We start from the raw sequence: 7577 nt of genomic DNA on the forward strand, positions 1-7577 counted from the left end.
GAGGGTGTTTATGGCAGACAACATAATAGAAGTAAAAAACCTATCTTTTGATTATGAAACAGAAGAAGGAGATAAATATAGAGCTATAGACGGATTGAGCCTTGAAGTCAAAAAAGGAGAGTTTGTGGTAATAATCGGACACAACGGTTCGGGTAAGTCTACTCTTTCAAAGAATCTTAATGCTATACTTGTACCGACAGAGGGAGATATACTTGTAAATGGTATGAATACAAAGGATGAAGACAAGTTATGGGATATAAGACAGACTGCGGGGATGGTATTTCAGAATCCTGACAACCAGATTGTTGCTACAATAGTTGAGGAAGATGTGGCATTTGGGCCTGAAAATCTTGGAATAGAGCCTGCAGAAATAAGAAAAAGAGTGGAAGAGTCTTTAAAGAGCGTAGGAATATACGAGTTTAAGGATAGACAGCCACATCTACTATCGGGAGGGCAGAAGCAGAGAGTTGCAATAGCTGGAATAATAGCTATGAAGCCAAACTGTATAATATTTGATGAGGCAACGGCGATGCTTGATCCTTCAGGAAGAAAAGAAGTAATGAAGACAATCAAAAAGCTGAATAGGGAAGATAATATAACTACTATACATATAACTCATTTTATGGAGGAAGCAGTAGATGCGGACAGAGTTATAGTTATGGAAAAAGGAAAAAAAGTATTGGAAGGTACTCCGCGAGAAGTATTCAAAGAAATTGAGATGCTAAAAAATATAGGACTTGATGTTCCTTATATGACAGAGCTTTCGTATATGCTAAACAAAGAGGGCATAAAAATCAAAGACGATATACTTACAGTGGACGAAATGGTGGAAGAATTATGTCAATTACAGTAAAAAACCTAACATACATATACGATCAGGGGATGCCTTTTGAAAGCAGGGCACTTGACGATGTTTCATTTGAAATTAAAGATGGAGATTTTGTAGGACTTATCGGTCATACAGGGTCTGGAAAATCTACCCTTATACAGCATATGAATGGTCTTTTAAAGCCTTCTTCAGGTCAGATACTTATAAACGGATTTGATATAACAGAAAAGAACCTGAATCTGACTGAGATAAGAAAAAGAGTAGGGGTAGTATTTCAGTATCCGGAATATCAGCTGTTTGAAGAGACTATAGAAAAGGATATAGCATTCGGGCCTTCAAATCTTGGACTTGATGAAGAGGAAATATCAAGAAGAGTAAAAGAGTCCATGAAATCTGTTGGACTTGATTATGAAACATACAAGGATAAGTCTCCGTTTGAGCTTTCAGGAGGTCAGAAAAGAAGAGTTGCAATAGCAGGTGTTATAGCTATGGAACCAGAAGTTCTTATACTTGACGAGCCGACAGCTGGACTTGATCCAGGAGGAAGAGAGGAGATATTCTCACTTATAAAGGATCTTCATGATAGAAAAAATATAACAGTAATACTTTCTTCTCACAGTATGGACGATATGGCAAGACTTTCAAAAACACTTATAGTTATGAACAGAGGAAAAGTGGAATTTATGGGAAGTCCAAGGGAAGTATTTAAAGGGAATACAAAAAGACTTAAAGAAATAGGACTTGATGTTCCCCAGGTACTTGAGCTTGCAATTAAGCTTAGGGAAAAAGGATTTGATATAAGAGAGGATATAATAACCTCAGAAGAAGCCAGAGATGAAATAATAAGAGTTATGAGGGGGAGAAAATAATGCTTAAGGATATAACAGTAGGACAGTTTTACCCGGCGAATTCTCCTGTCCACAGACTTGATGCAGGGATAAAACTTATTGCTACATTTGTTTTTATGGTATCTATATTTCTTGTAAACAGATTTTATGTATATGGAATAGTAGTGGCTGTGCTGGCGGCAATAATTGCAGCATCAAAAATTCCCGGGAAATATATAATAAAGGGTATAAAGCCGCTTAGATGGATAATTCTGTTTACGATGATAATAAATATGTTTTTTATACCAGGAGAGGTTCTATGGGCTTTAGGACCTGCCAAAATAACAGTTGAAGGTATAAGACAGGCGTTCTTTATGTCTATAAGACTTATATTACTTATAGTAGGAACTTCTGTGCTTACACTTACAACATCTCCAATAGCGTTGACAGATGGTATAGAGAGAGTACTTTCTCCGCTTAAGAAAGTTGGATTTCCGGTACATGAACTTGCCATGATGATGACTATAGCGCTTAGATTCATACCGACACTTCTTGATGAGACTGACAAAATAATGAAGGCTCAGATGTCCAGAGGTGCGGATTTTGAAAGCAAGAATATAATGAACAGGGCGAAAAATCTTGTACCGCTTCTTGTACCGCTGTTTATAAGTGCATTCAGAAGAGCTGATGAACTTTCTATGGCTATGGATGCAAGATGCTACAGAGGTGGAGATAACAGAACAAAAATGAAAGAGGCAGTTATAGGAAAGCCTGAATATACAGCTGTATTTATAACAATTGTATATATGGCGGCAATAATAGCTCTTAGATTTGTAAAAGTAGGTATTTAGTATGAGAAATATAAAAATAATCGTACAGTACAATGGAAAAAACTACTGTGGATGGCAAAAACAGCCGGATTCTATGGGGATACAGGGAAATCTGGAATACGCCATAGAAAAAATCACAGGAGAAAAAGTCAAGATAACGGGATCTGGAAGAACTGATGCCGGAGTACATGCACTTGGACAGGTGGCAAACTTCTTTACAGAATCGTCTATACCGGCACATAGAATACCTGATGCGCTTAACTCACAGCTTCCAAAGGATATTTCTGTAATATATGCAGAGGAAGTTGATATGGAATTTCACAGCAGATACAGCGCAAAAGGAAAAAGATACAGATACGTTATACATAACAGCAGATATAGAAATCCGATTGTCAGAGAGACATCATATCAGGTAAAATACGACCTCGATGTGGAAAAGATGAAAAGAGAAGCTGAAGCCCTGAAGGGAACTCACGACTTTTTTGGGTTTATGAGCAGCGGATCTTCAGTTGAATCTACAGTAAGAACAATAACAGATGTAAACATAACAACAGAAGACGATATGATAGTGATGGAATTTGAAGGCAATGGATTCTTATATAATATGGTAAGGATAATTTCCGGAACACTTGTAGATATAGGCAGGGGAAAAATAAAAAAAGGAATGCGGGAAATAATAGAGGCAAAAGACAGAAAAGAAGCCGGTCACACGGCTCCTGCACATGCTTTATTTCTCAAAAAAGTGTTCTATTAAACCTTGACACAGGCGCGTTTGCGTCGTATAATATACAAGAATGTGTTAATAAGTCCACTTTGCCCCGGACTTGACATAAACGGAAAATATTTTTTATGAGAGAAAAAAGTTAAGGAGGGACAGTCATGAAAAGTTATATAGCTAAACCAGCAGAAGTTAAAAGAAACTGGTACCTAGTTGATGCTGAAGGAAAGACTTTAGGTCGTTTAGCAACAGAAGTTGCAACATTATTAAGAGGGAAACATAAACCAACATTTACACCACACGTTGACGGAGGAGATTTCGTTATAGTTGTAAATGCATCAAAAGTTGTTTTAACAGGAAAGAAATTAGATCAGAAATACTACAGATACCACACTGGTTATGTAGGTGGTTTAAAAGAAATATCATACAGAGAAATGATGGCTAAGAAACCAGAAGAAGTTGTAGCACACGCAGTTAGCGGAATGTTACCAAAGAACAAATTAAGAAGCAGAATGATGACTAGATTAAGAGTATTCGCTGGTGCTGAACATACACATGAAGCTCAGAAGCCAGAAACAATAGAATTTTAATTAGGTGAAAGGAGGAGTTATCATGGCGAACGTACAGTACATAGGAACAGGAAGAAGAAAACATTCTGTAGCTAGAGTTAGATTAGTTGCAGGTGAAGGAAATATAACAGTAAACGGAAGAGCGTTAGATGAATATTTCAACTACGAAACACTAATAAGAGATGTTAAACAGCCATTAGTTTTAACAGAAACTGAAAATAAATACGATGTTATAGTAAAAGTTGAAGGTGGAGGATTCACTGGACAGGCTGGTGCTATAAGACACGGTATAGCTAGAGCTCTATTAAAAGTTGATGAAGACTTAAGACCTGCTTTAAAGAAAGAAGGATTCTTAACTAGAGATGCTAGAATGAAGGAAAGAAAGAAATACGGATTAAAAGCTGCCAGAAGAGCTCCACAGTTCTCAAAAAGATAGTTTTTACGTATTATATATTGGAAATTACCTGGAATCAGATTGGTTCCAGGTTTTTTTATTTTTTGAGTAAAAACACCTTGATATGTGGATAAAAATATCTACTATTATTTGGAATATTGTTGATAATTTATGTACTATGATATAATGATTTATAGAAAACAATAACAGAGTAGGTGATGTATTTGTCAAATCGAGGAACTGCTCTCGTCCTTGCAGGTGGAGGGGGAAAAGGAGCTTATCAGATCGGAGTATGGAAGGCTCTCAGAGAATATGGAGTAGATAGAAATATAACCGGCATATCTGGAACATCGGTCGGTGCATTGAATATGGTGTTATTTGCTCAGGGAGATTATGGACTTGCGGAAAATCTGTGGAAAAATATAACTTCAGATGAGATTTTGAAAGTAGATATAAAAAAGATTATGCTGAACCTTATAACTACAGGTATCGTAAAAAACAGCATATATTTATCGATACTTCTGAAGAGTATGTATGGTTCAGGTATGTTCTCAAGAGAAGGACTTGTTGAGATAATAGAAAACAATATAGATTTGTATAGTATAGGAAACAGTGATAAAAATTTATTTGCAGCTGCCTACAATATGAAAAGTCTATCGGTGGATTATCTTGAACTCAATGGACGATGCGACGAGGATATAAAGAAGATCCTTCTTGCTACATCGGCATTGCCGATAATATTCGACAAAGAAGAAGTCGACGGAAACACATATATAGATGGTGGAGTAAAGGATAATGTTCCTATAAAACCATTATATGATATGGGATATAGAACCTTTATAGTTGTACATTTGAGCAGGGACTCAATGATAGATAGAGAAAAATTCGAGGGAAGCAATATAATAGAAATAGTTCCAAGTGATAGTCAGGGAGATATTATAACAGGGACTTTGGATTTTTCAAGAGAGGGAAGCGACAGGAGAATTGAACAGGGATACAAAGATGCTGTAAAAGTACTGAAACCACTATATGAAATGGGTATGGTACAGTCAAAAATATCTTCCACTCTTGTCAGAATGAGAGAAGAGGAAAAAATATTTCAGGAAGAAAAAAGGAAAATACACAGAGAAAGAGAAATTTTAAAGTCAGAACTTGAAGAATTACTTGGAAAATATTAGGGGGTAATAAATATGCAACTTACTATAGTAGAGAATAATCAGCTTACAGAAATAGAAAAACAGGAAATCGACAGACAGATAGAGGAAATAATAGACAAACACAGAGGAAATTCATATGAGATAAGCAGACTCGTATTTGAGAGTGTTACATCTCTTGAAGCAAGCAATTCCTATTCTGGAGAACTTGAGTCTCAGGGAATATTAAGAAGATTTTCTGGAATGATTTCAGGAAAGAATAGAGATATACAGTCGAAAATAGACAGAAATCTATATAAATCACAGTATGCATCTCAGCAGATACTTCAGAAACTTGCGGAACAGAATCTGATGAGTTTTGAATTAATAACAGCGGTAAACAATAAACTAAACTCATCTATAATAGAAGTAGAAGATGAAATAAATAAGATATATGGAACTCTTATTACATTTTTTAAACAGACTAAGAGCGATATCATACAGTTGGAAAACAGAGTTGAAAGACTTGAAAGAAATATAAATCTACTTAACTGGACGAATACGATAGAATATCAGATGTGGGATGTAAGAGAGTATTCTGAACTTGATAAAGTTGAAAAGCTTGTATGTCTTGTGAGAGACTTTTACGATATAACAAGGGGAAAATGGACTACATCAGATATATTACTCCTTAAATCCGCAATAGCGGAGATAGGTCTATCACCAAAAGAAAAAATAAGCTATGAGGAGTTTATAAGATATATCTTGGAAAACAGTAAAGCATATGAAAAACTTATAGATGCAGATATCAGTATTATAGACAGCGAGGACTACAAATACGAATCTATACTGAGTGCTATTTCAAAGAATAATATGCTTAAGTCAAAAGAAAAGCATATTGTCGACACTATTACTAATGAACTTAAAAACAGCAATATAGAAAAATCAGAAGATGATGTAAGATATTCCTTAGTTCGCAAATATTTAAATGAAAATAATAATATAGATATAAAAAGAGAAAATGTGTTATTTGATTTTGTTATAGAGCTTTTACTTAATGTATCTGTGTTTGAATATCTTGTGGATGATGTTTACCGCAATGCAGATATAGATTTTAAAAATATCGATTTTGAAACTTTGAAGAAGTATGCAGACAGAAATAATATAGAAGCCAAGTATATATTGGCTCGTATATATCTTGGAGAGATTGATTCAGATATCGAAACTGATGAGGGAAAAGGTATAGAAATACTTCGTGAGGCAGCTGAGTTAGGTCATCCCGGTGCACAGAACGATCTTGGAATAAATTATGAATGTGGATACGGAGTAGAAGCGAACAATAAAGAAGCAGTAAAATGGTATAGAAAAGCAGCAGAACAGGGAGATGAAAATGCTCAGTGTAATCTTGGATATATGTATGAATGTGGATACGGAGTAGAACAGGACAAAATAGAAGCAGTAAGATGGTATAGAAAAGCAGCGGAACAGGGAGATGCATTAGGTCAGAACCTTCTTGGAGTAATGTATGAATGTGGAGAAGGTGTAGAGGAAGATTATAAAGAAGCAGTAAGATGGTATAGAAAAGCAGCGGAACAGGGATTCGATGTAGCTCAGTTTAGACTTGGTAAAAGGTATTATTATGGGAATGGAGTGGCTCAAAATAAGAATGAGGCAAAATACTGGATGGAAAAAGCAGCGGAACAGGGATATGATAATGCGGTGAAATTCCTGAGAGATCATTTCTAAGCAAAAGCAAATTTTATTATATTCTATCTTGTCGATGTTCTAATAAAGTATTTACTATTCTAACTATAAAAGAAGCAGTACTTATAACATTTGTATATATAATCGGAATTTTTATATCTATCATTATTATGATGCTATACTATATAATGGTAATAGAAAAACGATATAAAAAGAAATGAGGAAATACAATGGATATAAATATAAGACTTTCAGAGAAAAAAGACATAGATGATATAATGGCAGCTGTAAAATACGCACAGGAGTATTTCAAAAATGCCGGAATAGATCAGTGGCAGGACGGATATCCAAACAGAGAGAGTATAGCATCTGACATTCAGAAGGGTGAAAGCTATATATTTGAATCTAATGGAAAGATGCTTGCAACAGCGGCGATATCTTTCCGGGGAGCAACTATGTAGTTGTTAAAAATATATACAAATATGTACAAACATGTACATATATAAACATATTTTTAGAAACGAAAAGCTCCCTGCATTTGTAAAGAGTGCAGAGTGGCAGGAATTGCCTGCC

Annotated in this window: 9 protein-coding genes; all 9 read left to right on the forward strand. The window is 35.3% G+C overall.

Going from position 1 to position 7577, the window contains the following annotated elements; all coding sequences use genetic code 11:
- The first annotated feature begins 10 nt into the window (after nucleotides 1–10).
- The 9 genes from EXD82_RS07540 to EXD82_RS07580 all read left to right on the forward strand — a co-directional run bounded on the left by EXD82_RS07540 (nucleotide 11) and on the right by EXD82_RS07580 (nucleotide 7465).
- Nucleotides 11–853: an energy-coupling factor transporter ATPase gene (locus tag EXD82_RS07540; protein ID WP_142536302.1), complete on the forward strand. Its 843-nt coding sequence runs from the start codon at nucleotides 11–13 to the stop codon at nucleotides 851–853.
- Nucleotides 838–1698, forward strand: coding sequence for an energy-coupling factor transporter ATPase (locus tag EXD82_RS07545; protein ID WP_142536303.1), 861 nt, complete (start codon nucleotides 838–840; stop codon nucleotides 1696–1698). Before EXD82_RS07540 ends, EXD82_RS07545 begins: the two co-directional genes overlap by 16 nt.
- A complete protein-coding gene (locus EXD82_RS07550) occupies nucleotides 1698–2507 on the forward strand; it encodes an energy-coupling factor transporter transmembrane component T family protein (RefSeq protein ID WP_142536304.1) in 810 nt (269 codons plus the stop codon). Before EXD82_RS07545 ends, EXD82_RS07550 begins: the two co-directional genes overlap by 1 nt.
- Nucleotide 2508: 1 nt before the next feature.
- Nucleotides 2509–3240: a tRNA pseudouridine(38-40) synthase TruA gene (gene truA / locus EXD82_RS07555; protein ID WP_142536305.1), complete on the forward strand. Its 732-nt coding sequence runs from the start codon at nucleotides 2509–2511 to the stop codon at nucleotides 3238–3240.
- 125 nt (nucleotides 3241–3365) lie between these two features.
- Nucleotides 3366–3794 carry a 50S ribosomal protein L13 gene (rplM, locus tag EXD82_RS07560; RefSeq protein WP_142536306.1) on the forward strand — a complete coding sequence of 143 codons (429 nt, stop codon included), beginning with the start codon at nucleotides 3366–3368 and terminating at the stop codon, nucleotides 3792–3794.
- Between the two features lie 22 nt (nucleotides 3795–3816).
- Nucleotides 3817–4209: a 30S ribosomal protein S9 gene (gene rpsI, locus EXD82_RS07565; RefSeq protein ID WP_142536307.1), complete on the forward strand. Its 393-nt coding sequence runs from the start codon at nucleotides 3817–3819 to the stop codon at nucleotides 4207–4209.
- A gap of 182 nt (nucleotides 4210–4391) precedes the next feature.
- A complete protein-coding gene (locus tag EXD82_RS07570) occupies nucleotides 4392–5345 on the forward strand; it encodes a patatin-like phospholipase family protein (protein ID WP_330573785.1) in 954 nt (317 codons plus the stop codon).
- 12 nt (nucleotides 5346–5357) lie between these two features.
- Nucleotides 5358–7046, forward strand: coding sequence for a tetratricopeptide repeat protein (locus EXD82_RS10365; protein WP_142536309.1), 1689 nt, complete (start codon nucleotides 5358–5360; stop codon nucleotides 7044–7046).
- A 188-nt stretch (nucleotides 7047–7234) separates the two neighbouring features.
- Complete coding sequence (locus EXD82_RS07580) at nucleotides 7235–7465, forward strand: hypothetical protein (protein ID WP_142536310.1); 231 nt, start codon at nucleotides 7235–7237, stop codon at nucleotides 7463–7465.
- The last annotated feature ends 112 nt before the right edge of the window (nucleotides 7466–7577 follow it).

It is taken from the genome of Peptacetobacter hominis, assembly GCF_006861675.1.
GTDB classification, from domain to species: Bacteria; Bacillota; Clostridia; order Peptostreptococcales; family Peptostreptococcaceae; genus Peptacetobacter; species Peptacetobacter hominis.

Coding starts and splice junctions, on each gene's coding strand:
- EXD82_RS07540 (WP_142536302.1), top strand. CDS start 11: ATGGCAGACAACATAATAGAAGTAAAAAACCTATCTTTTGATTATGAA.
- EXD82_RS07545 (WP_142536303.1), top strand. CDS start 838: ATGTCAATTACAGTAAAAAACCTAACATACATATACGATCAGGGGATG.
- EXD82_RS07550 (WP_142536304.1), top strand. CDS start 1,698: ATGCTTAAGGATATAACAGTAGGACAGTTTTACCCGGCGAATTCTCCT.
- truA (WP_142536305.1), top strand. CDS start 2,509: ATGAGAAATATAAAAATAATCGTACAGTACAATGGAAAAAACTACTGT.
- rplM (WP_142536306.1), top strand. CDS start 3,366: ATGAAAAGTTATATAGCTAAACCAGCAGAAGTTAAAAGAAACTGGTAC.
- rpsI (WP_142536307.1), top strand. CDS start 3,817: ATGGCGAACGTACAGTACATAGGAACAGGAAGAAGAAAACATTCTGTA.
- EXD82_RS10365 (WP_142536309.1), top strand. CDS start 5,358: ATGCAACTTACTATAGTAGAGAATAATCAGCTTACAGAAATAGAAAAA.
- EXD82_RS07580 (WP_142536310.1), top strand. CDS start 7,235: ATGGATATAAATATAAGACTTTCAGAGAAAAAAGACATAGATGATATA.